At 71.1% G+C, this 18016-nt stretch carries 15 protein-coding genes; 13 read left to right on the plus strand and 2 right to left on the minus strand.

Translation table 11 applies throughout. From position 1 onward, the window contains the following. Nucleotides 1–85: 85 nt before the first annotated feature. The 8 genes from ACBJ59_RS38495 to ACBJ59_RS38530 are packed head-to-tail and all read left to right on the plus strand — an operon-like array spanning nt 86 to nt 10127. On the plus strand, nt 86–1474 hold the full coding sequence (locus tag ACBJ59_RS38495) for an extracellular solute-binding protein (protein ID WP_375115075.1): 1389 nt from the start codon (nt 86–88) through the stop codon (nt 1472–1474). Beyond that, entirely contained in the window at nt 1449–2381 is a 933-nt protein-coding gene (locus ACBJ59_RS38500; RefSeq protein WP_375115076.1) for a carbohydrate ABC transporter permease, read from the plus strand. Before ACBJ59_RS38495 ends, ACBJ59_RS38500 begins: the two co-directional genes overlap by 26 nt. Continuing rightward, nucleotides 2378–3196, plus strand: a complete 819-nt coding sequence (locus ACBJ59_RS38505; protein WP_364127003.1) for a carbohydrate ABC transporter permease — start codon at nt 2378–2380, stop codon at nt 3194–3196. The genes ACBJ59_RS38500 and ACBJ59_RS38505 overlap by 4 nt, the downstream gene beginning before the upstream one ends. Beyond that, on the plus strand, nt 3196–4260 hold the full coding sequence (locus tag ACBJ59_RS38510) for an ABC transporter ATP-binding protein (protein WP_375115077.1): 1065 nt from the start codon (nt 3196–3198) through the stop codon (nt 4258–4260). The genes ACBJ59_RS38505 and ACBJ59_RS38510 overlap by 1 nt, the downstream gene beginning before the upstream one ends. Continuing rightward, nucleotides 4257–5429 (plus strand): CehA/McbA family metallohydrolase, encoded by a 1173-nt coding sequence (locus tag ACBJ59_RS38515; protein WP_375115078.1) that lies wholly within the window; start codon nt 4257–4259, stop codon nt 5427–5429. The genes ACBJ59_RS38510 and ACBJ59_RS38515 overlap by 4 nt, the downstream gene beginning before the upstream one ends. Then, nucleotides 5420–6313, plus strand: a complete 894-nt coding sequence (locus ACBJ59_RS38520; protein WP_375115079.1) for a TIM barrel protein — start codon at nt 5420–5422, stop codon at nt 6311–6313. The genes ACBJ59_RS38515 and ACBJ59_RS38520 overlap by 10 nt, the downstream gene beginning before the upstream one ends. Continuing rightward, nucleotides 6310–7389, plus strand: a complete 1080-nt coding sequence (locus ACBJ59_RS38525; protein ID WP_375115080.1) for a Gfo/Idh/MocA family protein — start codon at nt 6310–6312, stop codon at nt 7387–7389. The genes ACBJ59_RS38520 and ACBJ59_RS38525 overlap by 4 nt, the downstream gene beginning before the upstream one ends. Next, on the plus strand, nt 7386–10127 hold the full coding sequence (locus tag ACBJ59_RS38530) for a glycoside hydrolase family 38 C-terminal domain-containing protein (protein ID WP_375115081.1): 2742 nt from the start codon (nt 7386–7388) through the stop codon (nt 10125–10127). Before ACBJ59_RS38525 ends, ACBJ59_RS38530 begins: the two co-directional genes overlap by 4 nt. Nucleotides 10128–10157: 30 nt before the next feature. On the opposite strand, the gene ACBJ59_RS38535 is transcribed toward ACBJ59_RS38530, so the two are convergent. Further along, nucleotides 10158–11618: a PucR family transcriptional regulator gene (locus tag ACBJ59_RS38535; protein ID WP_375115082.1), complete on the minus strand. Its 1461-nt coding sequence runs from the start codon at nt 11616–11618 to the stop codon at nt 10158–10160. A gap of 69 nt (nt 11619–11687) precedes the next feature. Between ACBJ59_RS38535 and speB the strand changes: the two genes are divergently transcribed. The 3 genes from speB to ACBJ59_RS38550 are packed head-to-tail and all read left to right on the plus strand — an operon-like array spanning nt 11688 to nt 14787. Then, nucleotides 11688–12620, plus strand: coding sequence for an agmatinase (gene speB / locus ACBJ59_RS38540; protein ID WP_375115083.1), 933 nt, complete (start codon nt 11688–11690; stop codon nt 12618–12620). Further along, nucleotides 12617–14143 carry a purine-cytosine permease family protein gene (locus tag ACBJ59_RS38545; RefSeq protein ID WP_375115084.1) on the plus strand — a complete coding sequence of 509 codons (1527 nt, stop codon included), beginning with the start codon at nt 12617–12619 and terminating at the stop codon, nt 14141–14143. The genes speB and ACBJ59_RS38545 overlap by 4 nt, the downstream gene beginning before the upstream one ends. Continuing rightward, nucleotides 14140–14787: a cyclase family protein gene (locus ACBJ59_RS38550; protein WP_375115085.1), complete on the plus strand. Its 648-nt coding sequence runs from the start codon at nt 14140–14142 to the stop codon at nt 14785–14787. The genes ACBJ59_RS38545 and ACBJ59_RS38550 overlap by 4 nt, the downstream gene beginning before the upstream one ends. On the opposite strand, the gene ACBJ59_RS38555 is transcribed toward ACBJ59_RS38550, so the two are convergent. After that, complete coding sequence (locus ACBJ59_RS38555; RefSeq protein WP_375115086.1) at nt 14784–15275, minus strand: Lrp/AsnC family transcriptional regulator; 492 nt, start codon at nt 15273–15275, stop codon at nt 14784–14786. The genes ACBJ59_RS38550 and ACBJ59_RS38555 overlap by 4 nt on opposite strands. A gap of 197 nt (nt 15276–15472) precedes the next feature. On the opposite strand from ACBJ59_RS38555, the gene ACBJ59_RS38560 reads away from it, so the two are divergent. Both ACBJ59_RS38560 and ACBJ59_RS38565 read left to right on the plus strand, forming a co-directional pair. Next, on the plus strand, nt 15473–16915 hold the full coding sequence (locus ACBJ59_RS38560; RefSeq protein WP_364127130.1) for a gamma-aminobutyraldehyde dehydrogenase: 1443 nt from the start codon (nt 15473–15475) through the stop codon (nt 16913–16915). An 18-nt stretch (nt 16916–16933) separates the two neighbouring features. Then, nucleotides 16934–18001: an ABC transporter ATP-binding protein gene (locus tag ACBJ59_RS38565; RefSeq protein WP_375115087.1), complete on the plus strand. Its 1068-nt coding sequence runs from the start codon at nt 16934–16936 to the stop codon at nt 17999–18001. Nucleotides 18002–18016: the final 15 nt, after the last annotated feature.

Genomic DNA, 18016 nt, shown 5'->3' on the forward strand with positions numbered 1-18016 from the left:
ATTATGGCCAGGTCTTTACGTCATATGGATGTCATGACATATTGGCCCATGGCTCCTCCCTTTTAGGACACGTCGGAGGGTTTGCATGGCATTGCGGAAACGGTCGATGGGTGTGGTCGCGGTCATCACCGCGGCCGGTCTGGGGCTCGCCGCCTGCGGCCAGTCGTCCGGCGGGGACGGTGACGCGATCGAGCTGACGATCGCCCAGAACGCCATCGCGGGCGGGAAGAACGCGGCGGCCGCGAAATACATCGCCGACTGGGTGATCCCCAAGTTCGAGGCGGCCCAGAAGGCGAAGGGCAAGGACGTCACGGTCAAGTTCGTTCCCAGCGGAGTGGACGACGAGCAGTACAAGACCAAGCTCTCCCTCGACCTCAAGTCAGGCAAGGGCGCGGACGTGATCGACATCGACAGCATCTGGGCCGGTGAGTTCGCCGAGGCGGGCTACATCAAGCCGCTGTCGGAGCTGGTCGGGGCGGAGGCGGACAGCTGGGACGGCTGGGCGCAGATCCCCGAGGCGGTGCAGGGGATGGCCGAGTTCAACGGCAAGAAGTACGCCCTGCCGATCGGCACCGACGGCCGGGTGCTCTACTTCAACAAGACCCTCTTCGCCAAGGCCGGGCTGCCGGCCGACTGGCAGCCGAAGAGCTGGCAGGAGGTCCTCGACGCCGGGACCAAGCTCAAGTCCTCCGGCGTGCCCGTGCCGATCCAGATCAACGCCGGCACCGCCATGGGCGAGGCCACCTCGATGCAGGGCGTGCTGCCGCTGCTCGCGGGCGCGGGCGGCGAGGTGCTCAAGGACGGCAAGTGGAGCGGCGCCTCCCAGCCGCTGAAGGACGCGCTCGGCCTCTACCAGAAGATCTACGGCGGCGGCCTCGGCGACCCCAAGCTCCAGCAGGAGGCCAAGGGCCGCGACAAGTCGTTCCAGCAGTTCGCCGAGGGCAAGATCGGCATCCTGATGGAGGGAGACTACTTCTGGCGCGGCGTGGTCAACCCCAAGGACGGCGTGGCCAAGATGGCCGACCGCGACCAGACCGTGGGATACGCCATGATCCCGGCCATGGAGCCCGGCAAGGGCCTCAGGGGCCAGGACTTCGTCAGCATGTCGGGCGGCGCGCTGCGTACGGTCAACCCCAACAGCAAGCACCCGAAGGAGGCCTTCGAACTGCTGGCCTTCACGCTCTCGCCGGAGGCGCTGAAGGCGGAGACCGCGAACGGCAACGTCCGCGTCACGCCGCGCACCGACGTCAACAAGGAGATCCTGGCCGGAGAGCCGCTGCTGACGTACATCTCGGAGAAGGTGCTGCCGCTGACGGCCTACCGGCCGCCGGTCGCGGTCTACCCGCAGGTGTCGGTGGCGCTGCAGGAGGCCACCGCCGCGGTCGTGGGCGGGACCGCGCCCGACCAGGCGGCGGCCGACTACCAGAAGAAGCTTGAGGGAATCGTCGGTGGCGCAGGCAATATCGCCTCCTGAGGTCGAGCTCCCGGTAGAGCAGGAGCCCGTTCGCTACAGCTCGGACGCGGCGGGCCTGGGGAGGTGGCGGGCCGGGGTCTTCGTGGCCCCCGCCCTGCTCCTCATCGCCGTCTTCCTCGTCTTCCCCGCGCTCTGGGTGCTCTACCTCGGGCTCACGAACTACCGCCTGACCGGCATCGCGGCCGCGGAGCCGCAGTTCGTGGGGCTCGACAACCTCCTCGACGCGGTCTCCAACCCCGCGTTCTGGGACTCGACGTGGCTGACCACGCAGTTCGTGCTGGGCTCGGCCGTCATCGGACAGGTCGGGCTCGGCTTCACCATCGCGTGGCTGCTGCGCGACCGGCGCGGCCCGCTGAAGCGGCTGGTCGAGGGCCTGGTCATCCTGGCCTGGATCCTGCCCAGCGCCATCGTGTCGTTCCTGTGGGTGGCGCTGCTCGACCGCGACGGCGGCACGCTGAACGCGCTGCTGGGCATCCCCGGGTTCGCCTGGCTGCTCGACCACCCGATGTTGTCGATCATCGTGTTCAACACCTGGCGCGGCACGGCGTTCTCGATGATGTTGTACGGCGCCGCGCTCGGGAACGTGCCCCCGTCGCACCTGGAGAGCGCCCGCCTGGCCGGGGCCTCCGGCTGGCAGCAGCTCAGGGACGTGGTGTTCCCGCACATCAGGGGCCACATCCTGACGAACCTGCTGCTCATCAGCCTGTGGACGTTCAACGACTTCACCCCCTTCCTGCTCACCGCGGGCGGCCCCGACGGCAAGTCCGAGGTGCTGGCCGTGCACGTGTACAAGGTCGCGCTGCAGGGCGGCGAGCTGGGCTACGGCGCCGCCGTCTCCACGATCATCCTGCTGATCAACCTGGTCGTGGCGGTGTTCTACCTGCGGCTGCTGCGGAGCAAGAAATGACGCGTTTCGTCCTGGGCCGGATCGGGTTCTGCACGCTGATCGCGGTGCTGCTGGCGTTCTTCACGATCCCGCTGCTGTGGCTGGTGACCGCGCCGTTCACCTCGGACCCCACGTACGAGGTGAACGTGCCCGACTTCACCCTGGACAACTTCCGGGCGGTGCTGGAGCACCCGTACGCGCTGCCGTCGTTGTGGAACTCGGTCGTCCTGTCGGCCGGCACCGCCGTGCTGGTGGTCGTCCTGGCGGCGCTGGCCGCCTACGCCCTGAGCCGGGTGCGGCTGCCCGGGCGGGACGCGCTGCTGTACGCGTTGCTGCTGCTGTCGTCGATCATCACGGGGACGGCGGCGATGGTGCCGCTGTTCCAGCTCGCGGTCGAGCTGAACCTCATCGACTCCCAGTTCGGGCTGATCCTCATCCTGACCGGCGGCCTGCTGCCCGCGGCGATCTTCATGCTCAAGGACTTCATGGACTCCACCCCGAAGTCGTACGAGGAGTCGGCGCGGGTCTTCGGGGCCACGCCGCTGCAGATCGTCCGGCACGTGGTCGTCCCCCTGGTACGCCCCGGTCTGGCGACCATCGCCGTCTGGGCCGTGGCCAACGTGTGGGGGAACTTCCTGATGCCGTACCTGCTGCTGAGCGACGTCGAGAAGCAGCCGGCGGCCGTGATCACGTACACGCTGTACACCGAGGGCGGTCAGGCCAACCTGAGCATGTTGTCCACGTTCGGGCTGCTGTACTCGATCCCGGTGGTGCTCATGTACCTGTTCGTCAGCAAGAAGTACGGCTTCCGCTTCCACGGAGGGATCAAGCGTTAATGGCCGCCATCGAACTACGCGGGCTGACCAAGGTCTACCCCGGCGGGGTGAAAGCGCTCGACGCGCTCGACCTGGCCGTCCCCGACGGCGAGTTCTTCGCCCTGCTCGGGCCCTCCGGCTGCGGCAAGACCACGCTGCTGCGCACGATCGCCGGGCTGGAGACCGCCACCGGCGGCGCCGTGGTGATCGGCGGGCGGGACGTCACGGGCGTGCAGCCGGGCGGCCGGGACGTGGCGATGGTGTTCCAGGACTACGCGCTGTTCCCGCACATGGACGTCACAGAGAACATCGCCTACCCGCTGCGGATCAAGAAGGTCCCCAAGGGCGCGCGCCGCGACAAGGCCGTCGAGGTGGGGGCGCGGCTCGGGCTCGAACACCTCATGGACCGGCGGCCCGGCCAGCTGTCCGGCGGGCAGCAGCAGCGGGTGGCGCTGGCCAGGGTGATGGCCACGCAGGCGCAGGCGTACCTGTTCGACGAGCCGCTGTCCAACCTGGACGCCCGGCTGCGGCTGGAGGCGCGCACGTTCCTCAAGAAGCTCCAGCGCGAGCTGGGCGTCACCACCGTCTTCGTCACCCACGACCAGGCCGAGGCGCTGGCCATGGCCGACCGGATGGCGGTCATGGAGGCGGGCCACATCCGGCAGATCGGCACGCCGGCCGAGGTGTTCCAGCGGCCGGCCAACACGTTCGTCGCCGGCTTCATCGGCTCGACACCCATGAACCTGCTGGACGGCACCGTACGAGGTGACACGCTGGAGGTGGCCGGGTGCAAGGTCGCGGTCCCGGCCTCCGCGGAGGGGCTGCTGTCCGACGGGGAGAAGATCGTGTACGGCGTTCGGCCCGAGTACATGACCTACTCCGCCGAGGCCGCGGAGGGGGCGTTCGGCGGGAAGGTGGCGATCGTGGAGAACCTGGGCGCGTCCCATCTCGTGACCCTCGACGTCAACGACACGACCGTGCAGGCCGTCGTGCCTGAGGGCAGTGAACCCGCCGTGGGGGATGACGGTTATGCGCTGCCCCGGCGCGACCGGGCACTCGTCTACCGGAACGGAGAGCTGGTGTGAGAGGGCACTGGTCGCTGGACGACCGGCTGGAGCGGATCCTGCGGGAGGTGCCGTTCGAGGTGCCGCCCGGGGCGGCCGCCGTCACCGTGAAGCTCTCCTACGACAGGTCCCAAGGGGTGATCGACCTCGGGTGCGGCTCCCCCGACGGCTTCCGCGGCTGGTCGGGAGGCGCGCGCGACGAGTACACGATCACCCGCGACTGGGCCACCCCCGGCTACCTGCCGGGCGAGCCGGAGGCCGGGACCTGGCACGTGTGGCTGCGCCTGCACCGGATCCCGTCGCAGGGCCTGGACTACACCCTCGACATCTCGTTCGAGAGCGTGCCCGAGCCCGTCGCCGGGGAGCCGCCGCACGGCGAGCGCCCGCCCCGCCGGGACATTCCCGACGTCGACGGCCTGCGCTGGTACGCCGGTGACTTCCACGCCCACACCCTGCACAGCGACGGCAGCCTGACCATCGCCGAGCTGGCCGAGCTCGCCCACGGGCGCGGGCTCGACTTCCTGGCCGTCACCGACCACAACACCGTCAGCCACCACCCCTGGCTGGGCAAGATCGACCGCGACGTCACGCTCATCCCCGGCCAGGAGGTCACCACCGACCGGGGCCACGCGAACGTGTTCGGCGACGTCGGCTGGGTGGACTTCCGGCAGCCGGCCGACTCCTGGGTGGAGCACGCCGAGCGCGAGGGCGGGCTGATCTCGATCAACCACCCGCTCGGCGGCGACTGCGCCTGGCTGCTGCCGATCAGCCGCCGGCCCCGGGTCGCCGAGGTGTGGAGCTCCGGCTGGTGGGACCGCCGCTGGGGCGCGCCGCTGGCCTGGGCCGACGCCTGGCGCGACGACGTGATCGCGATCGGCGGCAGCGACTTCCACCGCCCCGGCTCCGACGGTCTGCCCGGCGCGCCCACGACCTGGGTGCTGGCCGAGGAGACCGGTGCCGTGCTGGACGGCGTGCGGGCCGGCCGCACCGCCGTCTCCACGGGCCCCGACGGGCCGTTGCTGGTCAGGCTGGGCGATGAGCTGCTCGCGCTGGACGCCGACGGCCTGGTGCTGGTCCGCCCCGACGGCACCCGGCGGGTGGTCCGCGGCGAACGGGTGCTGCTGCCGGCGATCGACGGGCCGCACCGGTTGGAAACCTACGAGAACGAGGTGATCGCCCTATGCGCGTGAGGAAAGTCGCCAACGCCCCTGTGAGCTTCGGCGTGTTCGAGCTGAGTGACGCGCCGCCGCCGCTGACCCCCGACGAGATGGTCCGCGCGCTGTCCGAGGCCGGTTACGAGGGCATCGACTCCGGCCCGATCGGCTACCTGGGCACCGGCTCCGAGCTGGCCGACCGGCTGGCCGGGGCCGGACTGCTGCTCGCGGGCGGCTGGGTGGACCTGCGCTACGGCGACGCCGAGGCGTACGCTCGCGGGCTGCCCGCGCTGGAGGCCGCGCTCGACGTGTTCGCCGCCGCCCCCGCCGGTGACCTGGCGCCGCGGCCCACGCTGGCCTGCTCGGGCTCCCCGGAGCGGTTCGCCCGCCCGGGAGGGAGCGCTCCAGGGCTGGCCGCCTCCGACTGGCCCGCGTACGCCGCCCGCGTCCAGGAGGCCACCGACCGGTGCCGCGAGCGCGGGTTCGAGCCCGCCTTCCACCACCACCTCGGCACGTACGTCGAGACCCCCGAGGACGTCGAGCGCCTGCTGGAGCTGACCGACGTGCCCCTCTGCCTGGACACCGGGCACCTGCTGCTGGCCGGGGGAGACCCGGTCGCCTGCCTGCGCGCGTGGGCGGACCGGGTCGGGCACGTGCACATCAAGGACGGCGACACGAAGATCCTGGCCCAGGCCCTGTCGGACGGCGTGGACCTGCGCGAGCTCATGGGTCGCGGCGGGTTCGCCCGGCTCGGGGAGGGCGAGCTGGACCTGCCCGGCGTGGTGCGGACGCTGGACGAGATCGGCTACGCCGGCTGGATCGTCATCGAGCAGGACACCCTGCCCGGGCGGCGCACGGTCGCCCAGAACATCGCCGATCAAGCGGCCAATCGCCGGAAGCTGAAGGACTTGGGACTTTGAGAATCGCTCTTGTGGGTTGCGGGGCCGTCACCCAGGCGGTCTACGTGCCGCTGCTGTCGAGGCGGCGCGACCTGTTCGAGGTGGTGGCGGTCTGCGACCTGTCGCGCACGCTCGCCGACGTGGTCGGGGACCGGCTGGGCGCCTCCCGGCGCTTCACCGATGTGGCGGAGATGCTGGCCGACGGCGGCTTCGAGGCCGTCGTCGTGCTGGCCTCCGGCTCCCACGGCGAGACCGTGCGACAGGCGCTGGCCGGCGGGTACGCCGTGTTGTGCGAGAAGCCGCTCGCGCTGACCAGGGCCGAGGTGGCGGCGCTGCCCGAGGGCCGGCTCATGGTCGGCTACATGAAGCAGTACGACCCCGCCGTGCGCCGGGCCGAGGAGCTGCTGGCCGGGCTGGGCGGTCCCGAGGTGATCAGGGCGGTCGAGGTGACGGTGCTGCATCCGAGCGGGGAGTCGCAGCTCGCGTTCGCGAATTTGGCGCAGGCCCGCGACGTGGACGCCGGGCTGCTCGCCTCGCTGCGCGCCGCGGAGACCGATCTGGTGTCGCGGGCGCTGGGGGAGTCGGCGCCCGAGGCGGTGCGGAACCTGTACGGGGTGGCGTTGGGCTCGATATGCCACGATTTGTCGCTCTTGAGGCGCTTTACTGGCTCGCCTACGGAAATTTCGCACGTTGAGACGTGGGGGCCCCCGCCCGGCTCCATCGAGATCTCCGGGCCGCTGCCGATGCGGGGCCGGTTCTCCATCCGCTGGCACTATCTGGAGGACTATCCCGCCTACCGCGAGACCGTGGCCGTCCACCATGACCGGGGCTCGCTCCAGCTGGTCTTCCCCTCGCCTTATCTGATGAATGCCCCGACCAGGCTCACCGTGGTTTCCGACGGCGAGAGCCGGACGCACTGGCGGGACGTGACTGAGGCATTCGAGGTACAACTCGTGGCCTTCCATGCTTACGTGAACGATGGCAAGCCGCCGCTGACCGACGTGGTCGGCGGGCTGGAGGACATCGTCACGGCGCAGCGGATCGCGGCCCGTTACGCCGTACAGCATGATCTGCCCATTGGAGGGGAGGCAGCGTGAGCAAGGAGATCGTCGTCGTACCGCACACGCACTGGGACAGGGAGTGGTACGAACCGTTCCAGCGTTTCCGGCTGCGCCTGGTGGCGCTGCTGGACGAGGTGCTCGACACCATGGAACGTGAGCCGGCCTACCACTTCACCCTGGACGGGCAGCTCGCCTGCGTGGACGACTACCTGGAGGTGCGCCCGGAGAACCGCGACCGCGTGGCGGCTCTGGTGGAGTCGGGGCGGCTGGCGGTGGGGCCGTGGCAGATCCTGCTCGACGAGTTCCTGTGCTCCGGCGAGAACATCATCCGCAACCTGGAGCTGGGCATGGACCGGGCGGACAAGCTCGGTGGCGCCATGCCGGTCGGCTACCTGCCGGACATGTTCGGCCACACGGCCCAGATGCCGCAGATCCTGCGCAAGGCCGGTCTGCTGCACGCCTGCGTGTACCGCGGGGTGCCGTCCTCGGTCACCACCGACGCGTTCGCCTGGGTCGCCCCCGACGGCACGGCGCTGCGCACCCAGTACCTCCCGGCGGGCGGCTACGGCAACGGGGCCCACCTGTTCTACGACGCGCAGGGGCTGGAGGAGCGGGCGGCGGCGTTCGTCAAGACCATGCGGGAGTGGCACGGTCCCGAGGGGTCGCTGCTGGCGATGTACGGGACCGACCACTCGGCGCCCGTGCGCGGGCTGCCGGAGATGGTGACGGCGATCGGCGCCCGCATGGACACCTTGTCCGGATATATCGGCGCCTATTCGGGTGAAGTGGATGGCCTGCCCGAGGTGCACGGAGAGCTCCGCTCCCATGCCCGGGCCAACATCCTGCCCGGCGTCATCTCCGTCCGCGCCCACGTCAAGCAGGCCATGGGCCGCGCCGAGCGGATGGTCGAGCGCTACGCCGAGCCGCTGGCCGCCCTCTGGGGCGACAAGTGGCCGGGCCGCTTCCTCGACATGGCGTGGTGGCGGCTGGTGGACGCCAGCGGCCACGACTCGGTGACCGGGTGCGGCGTGGACGAAACCGCCCAGCAGGTGGCCGCCCGCATCGCGGAGGCCGAGCAGCTCGGGCAGGCCGTGCGCGACATGGTGACCGCCCGCCTGGCGCGGACCGTACCGTCCGACGGGGTGCTCATCGTCAACCCGACGCCGGACGCGCGGGGCGGGGTCGTGATCGTGGACGTCGCCGGGATGGACCCGCTGGTGGACCCGTGGGGCCGGCCGGTGCCCACGCAACCCCTCGAGTACGCGGCCACGCTGCTGCTCGACGAGGAGATGGACCCCGCCACGGCGCTGACCTTCATCCACGGCACCGAGCTGTACGGCCAGCACATCACCGACTGGACGGTCGAGGGCGACACGCTGGTCTTCACCGTGGCCCGCGAGACCTCGGTCGTCTTCGACGTGGACGACCTGCGGGGCGCCCTCGACGGCGTGACCCGCGTCCGCATCGTCGCCGAGCCCCGCCGCACGGTCGCGGCCCTGGTGGAGGCCCCGCCGCTCGGCCACACGAGCATCCGCCCCGTCCCCCACGACCGGGTCTACGGCCCCGCCCGCACCGAGCGGGTCCACCCCATGCTCGGCGAGCACCACCCGTCCTGCTGGCTCCGCTCCGACTCGGCGGCCCTGCCGGTGCGCGGCGACCACGAGGTGCTGGACAACGGCCTGCTGCGGGTCACCATCGAGCCGGAGGGCACGCTGACGCTGGTCGGCCAGGACGGCACCACGGTCACCGGCGCGGGCCGCATCGTCGACCGCGGTGACGTGGGCGACACCTACAACTACGCGCCCCCGCTGGCCGACCTCCTGGTGTCGGAGCCGGAGCGGGTCGAGGTGGAGCTGCTCTGCTCGGGGCCGCTGGTGTCGATCGTGGAGGTGCGGCGTACCTACCGGTGGCCCGTCTCGGGCGAGGGTGTGGACGGCGCTCCGGAGGTGCCCGCCATGACGCGCAGCTCCCAGATGGAGGACATCACCGTCACCACCCAGGTCGAGCTGCGCGCGGGCGAGCCGTTCGTCCGCCTGCGCGTCGAGTTCGACAACCGCTGCGACGACCACCGGGTACGCCTGCACGTCCCGCTCCCGTCGGCGGCCACGCACTCGTACGCCGAGGGCCAGTTCGCGGTCGTCACCCGTGGCCTCACCTCGGAGGGCGGCTGCGGCGAGACCCCGCTGCCCACCTTCCCGGCCTCCTCCTGGGTGGCCGCCGGAGGCGTGGCGGCGCTGCTGGAGCACGTGACGGAGTACGAGGTCGAGGACGGGGAGCTGGCCCTCACGCTGCTGCGCTCGGTCGGCTACCTCTCCCGCAACCGCAACGCCCTCCGCCCCGAACCGGCCGGCCCCCAGCTGCCCACTCCGGCGGCGCAGTCGCGCGGGGTGCGGTCGGTGAACCTGGCGCTGATGCCGTACCAGGGCTCCTGGGAGGAGGTGGTGCCGCAGGCGGAGTCCTTCCGGCACGACCTGCTCGTGGTGCCGGGGCAGGGCGAGCGCTTCCTCCCGCTGCCCTCACCCGCGGCCGGGCTGTCGGTGACGGGCGAGGGCGTGGTGATGACCTCACTGCGGGACCGGGACGGCTGGAAGGAGCTCCGGGTGGTGGCCCTCACCCCCGAGCCCACCGAGGCGGTCATTTCCGGCGACCTGGTCGAGGCCCGGCAGGCCGACCTGCGCGGGCGTCCGGGGGAGCCCGTCCAGGTCAGGGATGGTGTGGTGCGGTTGCCGCTGGAAGCGTGGGAGATCGCGACCATCCAGTTCCGTCAGCAGTGAGCGATTGAGGTTGGTCGCCGGGACGGCCCGCTAAGGTCCGAGGAGGCCGAGCTGGCGGGCGGCTCGGATGGCGAGCCAGACCTCGGCGAACGCCGCGCTCGACGACAGGTCGCGACCCGTGAGGGCCGCGAAGCGGCGTAGGCGGTAGGCCAGGGTGTTGGGGTGGACGTGGAGGGCGGATGCGGCGTCCTCCACGTGACGGTTGCGTTCCATCCACACCCGAACCGACATGAGCAGCTTCGAGTCGTGCGCCTCGTCGTAGCTCAGCACCCCGCCCAGCACGTGGTCCACCAGGGCCGAGAGGGTCGCCGGGTCGTCCGGCAGCCAGCGGCCCGTCGTGTCCTCGCCGTAGTGGACCAGGGCCTTGCCCGATTCGGCGGCGTGGGTCACCGCCCACACCGCCTCCCTCTGCGCCACCTGCAAGGACTCCCCGGGCGGGAACGGGCGGCTCAGGCCCGCGGCCGCGCCCGGGGCGGCGGCGACGGCGGGGCCGAGGGCGGGCGGGCCCAGGACGTAGTGGTCGTCGCCACGGCGCAGCATCAGGTGGGGCAGGGGGTCGAGGGCGCGGCGGAGGGCGTCGTCGGGGACACCGCGAACCACCAGCAGGACGGTGTCGGCGTCCATGGGCAGGCCGAGCCGGGCCAGGCGGCGGCGGGCGGCCGGCGGGTCGAGGAGGTCCTGGAGCAGCTCGGCCAGCGTCTCCGCGCCCTCCCTGCGCAGCGTCTCACGTTCGTGCCGGGCCATGGCCACCTGCAGCGCCGCGACCGTGGCGATGTGCTGGACGACGGCCAGGCCCGCCGGGCGGGCGCCCTCGCGCTCGAAGGCCACCAGGTAGCCCGCCGGGCCCCCGGGAGCGGACACCGGGACGACGAAGCCGCCGGGGATCGTCGGCGGCGCGTCGGGCTGGCCGGGAAGGACGTCGAGAGGCGGGACGGGCACGCCGGGCAGCAGGGGACGGCCGTGCCGGGTGGACAGGAAGACGTCGTAGCCGGACAGGCGTTCCAGGCGTTTGAAGAGCGTGGCCGTGTCGAGGTCTTCCGCGGCCAGCCAGCGCAGCGCGCCGAAGACCTGGAGCTGGGCGCCCAGGCGGTGGCTGGCGTCCTCCTGGAGCGCCGCGGCCACCTCCTGGGCGATCGCGATGAACGGGACCGCCAGCGGCACCTCCAGCACCGGCATGCCGCGCTCCTCGGCGGTCTCGAAGAAGGCCGGGTGCAGCGGCGGGACGTGGAGCTGGGCCGACAGGGCGAGGGCCGAGACGCCGGCGTCGTCCAGGCGCTCCAGGTAGGCGCGCTGCCGGGCCGCCGTCCGGGGGACGCCGATGCCCGTGGTCATGATGACCTCGGCGCCCAGCAGCCAGGGGGTGGGGTCGTCCAGCTCGCTCACATGGGCCCACGAGACCGAGCGGGGCAGGCCGGACTCACCCGCCAGGACGCGGAGCTGCAGGGCGGGGGAGCGGATGAGGTCTTCGACCGTCAGCTTGTGGTCAGCCACAACACACACCGTAATACTTTGTGGCGACCACAATTGTCGCAGGTCAGAGCCATGACGAACACTGTCCGCATGAACACAGGCCCCGTCGACTCCTCCAAGGTCCCCCGCTTCGCCGGGCCCGCCACGTTCGCCCGGCTGCCTCGCCTCGACCAGGTCGGGCGGGCCGACGTGGCCGTGGTGGGCGTGCCCTTCGACACCGGCGTCTCCTACCGGCCGGGCGCCAGGTTCGGTCCGGCCGCGGTCCGGGAGGCGTCCCGGCTGCTCCGGCCGTACCATCCGGGGCTGGACGTCTCCCCGTTCGAGCGGGTGCAGGTGGCCGACGCCGGTGACATCGCGGTCAACCCGTACGACATCGGCGCCGCCATCGAGACCATCGAGGGCGCGGCCGACGAGCTGGACGCCCGGCTGGTCACCATCGGCGGCGACCACACGATCGCGCTGCCGCTGCTGCGGTCGGCGGCCAGGAAGCACGGTCCCGTGGCGCTGGTGCACTTCGACGCGCACCTCGACACGTGGGACACCTACTTCGGGGCCGAGTACACGCACGGCACCCCGTTCCGGCGGGCCGTCGAGGAGGGGATCCTCGACACCGAGGCGCTCAGCCACGTCGGCATCCGGGGCTCCCTCTACGGCAAGAAGGACCTGGAGGAGGACCGGCGGCTCGGGTTCGGCATCGTGACCGCGGCCGACGTGCTGCGGCGCGGGCTGGACGAGGTGATCGACCTGCTGCGGCAGCGGGTCGGCGACCGGCCTCTCTACGTCTCGGTGGACATCGACGTGCTCGACCCCGCCCACGCCCCCGGCACGGGCACGCCGGAGGCCGGCGGGCTCACCAGCCGGGAGCTGCTGGAGATCCTGCGCGGCCTGGCCGGCGCCAACCTGATCGGGGCCGACGTGGTCGAGGTGGCCCCGGCCTACGACCACGCGGAGATCACCTCGATCGCCGCCTCCCACGTGGCCTACGACCTCGTCAGCCTGCTGGCGATCCAGGAGAAGACATGAGCAGCGGCTCCATCACCGAGATCGAGACGTACGGCGTCGAGCGCATCCCCGACTCCGACCGCACCGCCCGCCCGGTCGACCTGTTCCGGGTCGCCTTCGGGGGCGCGAACACGTTCGCCACCTGCGTGCTGGGGGCCTTCCCCATCCTGTTCGGCCTGTCGTTCTGGCAGGGACTGGCCGCCACCGTGCTCGGGCTGGTGGTGGGCGCGCTGATCCTGGCGCCGCTGTCGCTGTTCGGGCCGCTGAACGGCACCAACAACGCCGTCTCCTCCTCGGCCCACCTGGGCGTGCACGGCCGGGTGGTGGGCTCGTTCCTGTCGCTGCTGACCGCGATCGCGTTCTTCTCGATCTCGGTGTGGTCGTCGGGCGACGCGCTGGTGGGCGGCGCGCACCGGCTCGTGGGGCTGCCGGACACCGACCTCTCGTACGGCGCCGCGTACGCGATCTTCGCCGTCCTCGTGCTCGTGGTCTGCGTGTACGGCTTCCGCTTCATGCTGTTCGTCAACAAGATCGCGGTGGCGGCCGCGTCGCTGCTGTTCGTCCTGGGCGTCTTCGCCTTCGCCGGCGACTTCGACCCGTCCTATCCAGGTGCGCTCCCGCCCGGCGCCCCGTTCTGGCCCTCGTTCATCGGCGCGGCCCTGATCGTGCTGTCGAACCCGGTCTCCTTCGGCGCCTTCCTGGGCGACTGGTCCCGCTACATCCCGGCGAACACCCCGCGCCGGCGGGTGATGGCGGCCGCGTTCCTGTCGCAGATCGCCACCATCCTGCCGTTCTTCTTCGGCCTGGCCACCGCCTCGATCATCGCCGCCAAGGCCGCCGAGTACGTGGACCCGGCCGCCCCCAACTACGTCGGCGGCCTGCTGGCCGTCTCCCCCGGCTGGTATTTCGTGCCCGTCTGCCTCATCGCCCTGATCGGCGGGATGTCCACCGGCACGACCTCCCTGTACGGCACCGGCCTCGACTTCTCCAGCGTCTTCCCCCGTTTCTCCCGGGTGCAGGCCACGGTCTTCATCGGCACGCTGTCGATCGTGTTCATCTTCGTCGGCCGGTTCGCCGCGAACCTCACGCAGAGCATCTCCACGTTCGCCACACTGATCATCACGTGTACGGCACCCTGGATGGTGATCATGATGCTCGGCTACGTCACCCGGCGCGGCTGGTACGACCCCGAGGCGCTCCAGGTGTTCAACCGGCGCCAGCGCGGCGGCCGCTACTGGTTCGCCCACGGCTGGAACTGGCGCGGGCTGAGCGCCTGGCTGGTCTCCGCCGGGCTGGCGCTGATGTTCGTCAACCTGCCCGGCCAGTTCGTCGGGCCGCTCGGCCACCTGGCCAGCGAGGTGGACATCTCGCTGCCGGTCGGGCTGGCCGTGGCCGGGTTGCTCTACCTGGCGCTGCTGGCCGTCTTCCCCGAGCCGCGCGAGGTCTACGGTCCCGACGGGCCGCGCCTGGTGCGTTCGGCCGACACCCCGATCCTGCCGATCGTGGACTCCGCGGCGGGCCGGGCGGCGGAGCCGGTCGCGTGAGCGAGCTCGTCGACCTGTCGGTGCCGATCGAGACCGGGATGCCCGTCTACCCGGGCGATCCGGAGGTCTCGGTCGGCCCGGCGCTCACCGTGGCCCGCGACGGCGTCAACGTGCTGGCCCTGCACCTGGGCTCCCAGTCGGGCACCCACGTGGACGCGCCCGTCCACATCGACGACACGCTGCCCGCGCTGGACGAGCTGCCGCTGGAGCGCTTCTGCGGGCCCGCCGTGGTGGTGGACGCGCGGGGCCTGGCGCCGCGCTCGGCCATCGGGGCGGCGGCCTTCGAGGGGGTCGAGGAGGTCAGGGCGGGGACGATCGTGCTGGTCGCCACCGGGTGGTCGGCGTACTGGGGGAGCGCGGACTATCCGGCGCACCCGTACCTCAGCGAGGAGGCGGCCGGGCTGCTGGTCGAGCGGGGCGTCCGTACGGTCGGGATCGACGCGCTGAGCGTGGACCCGACGCCCGCCGAGGACTTCCCGGCGCACCGGGTGCTGTGCGGCGCGCACGCCGTGATCGCGGAGAACCTGACCGGGCTGGACCGGCTGCTGGAGGTGCGGGGGAGGCCGATCGAGGTGTTCCTGCTGCCGCTGCGGCTCCCCGGCGCCGACGGCGCGCCCGTGCGCGCGGTCGCGAGGGTGGGCTAGCGGGTGCCCCAGGAGTACGTCTGCTTGCGCAGCTTCAGGTACACGAACGACTCGGTCGCCCGCACGGCCGGGATGGCGCGGATCTTGCTGAGGATCTCCAGCAGGTGACCGTCGCCCTCGCAGACCACCTCCACGATCACGTCGAAGGAGCCCGCCGTGAGCACCACGTAGTCGATCTCCTCGATGGCCGCCAGCTCGTCGGCCACCGACTCCAGGTCGCCCTCGCAGTTGACGCCGATCATGGCCTGCCGGGGGAAGCCCAGCGTGAGAGGGTCGGTGACGGCGACGATCTGCATCACGCCGGCGTCCTGCAGCCGCTGGACCCGCTGGCGCACCGCCGCCTCCGAGAGACCGACCGCCTTCCCGATCGCCGCGTACGGCATGCGCCCGTCAGTCTGGAGCTGTTCGATGATCTGCTTCGACAGGTCGTCGAGCACCACGGGGCCGGAGTTGGCGTGATTTCGGCGTACGCGCGGCGGCGTCGTCATCGAGAGGTTTCCTCCTACCGGTCCGGCGTTACGGGGGCGTTCCCGGTGGGTTGCCGTCCTGGTGCGACATGTTGTCAGTTCTTCGCGGTCTGTCAAGCGAATTCGTAGCAATTTGATATCTTCACCACGAAATCCCTTGTCCGGATGCCATTGCTCTGTCAGAGTCGCGGCATCTCAGCCCACCTCACGAGGAGGTCATCACCTTGACGACCACCCGTCTGCAGAACTTCATCAACGGTGAGTTCGTGGACGCCAAGAGCGGCCGATTCTCCGACATCATCGATCCCTGCACGGGCGCGGCCTATGTCCAGGCCCCGGTGTCGGGTGCCGAGGACGTCGACGCCGCTTTCGCCGCCGCGGCCGCCGCGTTCGAGTCGTGGGGCAGTACCACCCCTGGTGAGCGGGCCAACCTGCTGCTCAAGGTCGCCGACGCGATCGAGGCGCGGGCCGACGAGATCAACGAGGCCGAGTGCCGCAACACCGGCAAGCCCCGCGCCCGCATGGCCGAGGACGAGACGCCGGTCGCCGCCGACCACTTCCGCTTCTTCGCGGGCGCGGCGCGCACGCTGGAGGGGCCGACGGCCGGCGAGTTCCTCGCCGAGCACACCAGCGTGATCAGGCACGAGCCGATCGGCGTCATCGGCCAGGTCACGCCGTGGAACTACCCGATGATGATGGCGGTCTGGAAGATCGCCCCCGCGCTGGCGGCCGGCAACACGATCGTGCTCAAGCCGTCCGACACCACCCCCGTCTCGACGCTCAAGCTGGCCGAGATCCTCGGTGAGGTGCTGCCCGCGGGCGTCTTCAACGTGGTCACCGGCGACCGCGAGACCGGCGCCCTGGTCGTGAGCCACCCGACGGCCGCGATGGTGGCCATCACCGGCTCGGTCGGCGCGGGCATGTCGGTCGCCAAGAGCGCCGCCGACGACCTCAAGCGGGTGCACCTGGAGCTCGGCGGCAAGGCGCCGGTCGTGGTCTTCGACGACGTCAAGGACCTGGGCAAGGCCGCCGCCGACATCGCCACCGCGGGCCTGTACAACGCCGGCCAGGACTGTACGGCCGCGTGCCGGGTGCTGGTGCACGAGAGCGTGCACGACGAGTTCGTGGCCGCCCTCACCGAGGCCGCCGCCGGCACGGTCACCGGCGACCTGGACAACGAGGAGGCCCTCTACGGCCCGCTCAACAACGAGAACCAGCTCGCCAAGGTCCAGGGCTTCATCGACCGGGTCCCCGCGCACGCGAAGGTCCTCACCGGCGGTCACCGCGTCGGCGACCAGGGCTACTTCTTCGCCCCGACCATCGTGGACGGGCTCAGGCAGGACGACGAGATGGTGCAGAACGAGGTCTTCGGGCCCGTGATCACCGTCCAGACGTTCTCCGACGAGGCCGACGCGCTGGCCAAGGCCAACGACGTGAAGTACGGCCTGAGCGGCTCGGTCTGGACCTCCGACCACGGCCGGGCCATGCGCATGTCGAACCGGCTCGACTTCGGCGTGGTGTGGGTCAACACGCACATCCCGTTCGTCTCGGAGATGCCGCACGGCGGCTTCAAGCACTCCGGGTACGGCAAGGACCTCTCGGTGTTCGGTCTGCACGACTACACCAGGGTCAAGCACGTCATGCACTACATCGGCGACTAGCAAGGAAAAATCCTGGATATGACCGGGCTGAGTGCGATTGAGCTTGAAGACGTCGTCAAGGAGTATCACTCGCATGGCGAGGTCGTCCAGGCGGTCAAGGGAGTGACGCTGGACATCGCCGAGGGGGAGTTCTTCTCCCTCCTCGGCCCGTCCGGCTGCGGCAAGACCACGACCATGAGAATGATCGCGGGCTTCGAGGCGCCCTCGAAGGGGCTGGTGAAGCTGCACGGCCAGGACGTGACGAACGTCCCGCCGAACAAGCGCGACGTCAACATGGTCTTCCAGTCCTACGCGCTCTTTCCGCACATGAGCGTCTGGGACAACGTGGCCTTCGGCCTCAAGCAGCGCAGGACGCCGCAGGAGGAGATCAGGCGGCGGGTCGGCGAGATGCTGGAGATCGTCGATCTCGGCGGCCGGGAGAAGCGCATGCCGCGCGAGATGTCCGGCGGCCAGCAGCAGCGCGTGGCGCTGGCCAGGGCGCTGGTCAACCGCCCGCGGGCGCTGCTGCTGGACGAGCCGCTGGGCGCGCTCGACCTCAAGCTGCGCCAGGCCATGCAGATCGAGCTGAAGCGCATCCAGCGCGAGGTCGGCATCACGTTCGTGTACGTCACGCACGACCAGAACGAGGCGCTGACCATGAGCGACCGGATCGCCGTCATGAACGACGGCCTGGTCGAGCAGCTCGCCGGTCCGCGGGAGATCTACGAGCGGCCCGCCACGCCGTTCGTGGCCGGCTTCATCGGCACCTCTAACCTGCTCGCCGGTGCCGCGACCGGCGGCGAGCTGAAGGTCGGCGGCGGCCGGGTGCTGGTGCCGGGGCGCGACGGCGACGTGACGGTCACCGTGCGGCCCGAGAAGATCACCATCGGCACCGAGGAGCCCGGCCGGGAGCTGAGCGCGGTGCGCGGCACCGTGGGTGAGGTCGTCTACCTGGGCACCTACAACAGTTACGCCGTGAGCCTCCCGGACGGGGCGGAGATCACGGTGTTCCAGCAGAACGCGCACGACGCCACGGCGACGGCGGAGCGGGGCGACTCCGTGTGGCTGTCCTGGCAGGCGCAGCACTCGTATGTGATTGGAAGTTGATAGCACCTCATGAAC

Origin of the sequence: Nonomuraea sp. MTCD27 (assembly GCF_041950495.1) — a bacterium.
GTDB lineage: Bacteria > Actinomycetota > Actinomycetes > Streptosporangiales > Streptosporangiaceae > Nonomuraea.

Coding starts and splice junctions, on each gene's coding strand:
- ACBJ59_RS38495 (WP_375115075.1), top strand. CDS start 86: ATGGCATTGCGGAAACGGTCGATGGGTGTGGTCGCGGTCATCACCGCG.
- ACBJ59_RS38505 (WP_364127003.1), top strand. CDS start 2,378: ATGACGCGTTTCGTCCTGGGCCGGATCGGGTTCTGCACGCTGATCGCG.
- ACBJ59_RS38510 (WP_375115077.1), top strand. CDS start 3,196: ATGGCCGCCATCGAACTACGCGGGCTGACCAAGGTCTACCCCGGCGGG.
- ACBJ59_RS38520 (WP_375115079.1), top strand. CDS start 5,420: ATGCGCGTGAGGAAAGTCGCCAACGCCCCTGTGAGCTTCGGCGTGTTC.
- speB (WP_375115083.1), top strand. CDS start 11,688: ATGAACACAGGCCCCGTCGACTCCTCCAAGGTCCCCCGCTTCGCCGGG.
- ACBJ59_RS38545 (WP_375115084.1), top strand. CDS start 12,617: ATGAGCAGCGGCTCCATCACCGAGATCGAGACGTACGGCGTCGAGCGC.
- ACBJ59_RS38555 (WP_375115086.1), bottom strand. CDS start 15,275: ATGACGACGCCGCCGCGCGTACGCCGAAATCACGCCAACTCCGGCCCC.
- ACBJ59_RS38565 (WP_375115087.1), top strand. CDS start 16,934: ATGACCGGGCTGAGTGCGATTGAGCTTGAAGACGTCGTCAAGGAGTAT.